The sequence below is a fragment of the Pseudomonas sp. RL_5y_Pfl2_73 genome, from assembly GCF_963970515.1.
In the GTDB taxonomy this organism is placed as follows: Bacteria; Pseudomonadota; Gammaproteobacteria; order Pseudomonadales; family Pseudomonadaceae; genus Aquipseudomonas.
This window is the reverse complement of record NZ_CAXAPD010000118.1, coordinates 1-1054: the sequence shown is the minus strand read 5'-3', so window position 1 is coordinate 1054 and position 1054 is coordinate 1. Positions and strand designations below refer to the sequence as shown.

Sequence of the window (1054 nt, the reverse complement as noted above, 5' to 3'; positions counted from 1 at the left end):
TGGTCGAGCAGCAACTGTCCGCTGCCGTCGAGCACACCTTGCTGGACCGGCACGCCATCGGCCTTGAGTGTGTAAGGCATGCCCGCCCAACCTTGACCCGATGCATTGGGCGTTTGCGGCATGCGCAAGCGCAGCGGTTGTTTGAACAAGCGCTGCGGGTAGTCCGGGTGTGCGGCCTTCATGCTGGCAGCGCCTTTTACATATTCGAAATTCGCCGACCTGACGACAAAGTCCCCAAGCGTCCCCGACTCGATGACGCCCTCATCCAGCGTGATGTAGCTGCCGCCTGCGTTGAGGGTGATTTTTTTCTTCGCGACGATGCGGATCTCGTCCTCGGTGCTGGTGATGTCCAGCCCATGACGGGCCATCAGTTCCAGCTTGTCGTTCTGCGCTTGCACCGTTACCGGCCCCTGGTTGGCGATCAACTTGAGCCCCAGCTTGCGCACGAACAGGCTCAGCCCCTGGCCCACGCCGACGAACAGGCGCTTGACCACACTGAGGTCGGCTTCGCCGCCGGCGTTGAGCATCAGGTTGTCTTGCGCGGCCAGTTGCAGGTGTTTGCCGCTGGTGAGCGCGATGCCTTGCGGGGCGCTGAGCAGCAGGACAGAGGATTTGAGTTGTTCCAGATCCTGGCGCAGCAGTTGCAGTTGCGCGGCCACATCGGCCGGATCGGCCCGGCTCGCCTGGGCGTCAGTGGAGAGGCTTTCCAACTGATCGGCGGCCTGTTGCAACCGACCTGTCGCCGCGCTCATGTCGAGCACCTGGCCTTGGGCGCGGGGCTGCTCATCAGCACTGATAAACAGCCCCTTGCCAGCGCGAATCGCCCCCCAGCCATCCGTGCGCAACTCAAACCCTTCCCCCCGTTTCTTGCGCTCGGCATCCACCAGATGCCCCAGGTTCAACTGGCTCTTGCCACTGTGCTCGGTACTGAGCTTGACGTGCTCCTGCCCCCGGGTGTCGTCCATGCGCAATTTGTTGTTGGTCGGGGTGCGCAGCACGTTGCGTCTTTCATTGCGCGCCGTAACCAGGTCCGGGTGTTCGTTGTCGTGCAGGG

Annotated in this window: 1 protein-coding gene; it reads right to left on the bottom strand. The window is 62.8% G+C overall.

Annotation, left to right across the window (positions count from 1 at the left end):
* A partial coding sequence (locus AACY42_RS28490; RefSeq protein ID WP_339483839.1) for a DUF2345 domain-containing protein occupies positions 1-1054 on the bottom strand: 1054 nt, incomplete at both ends.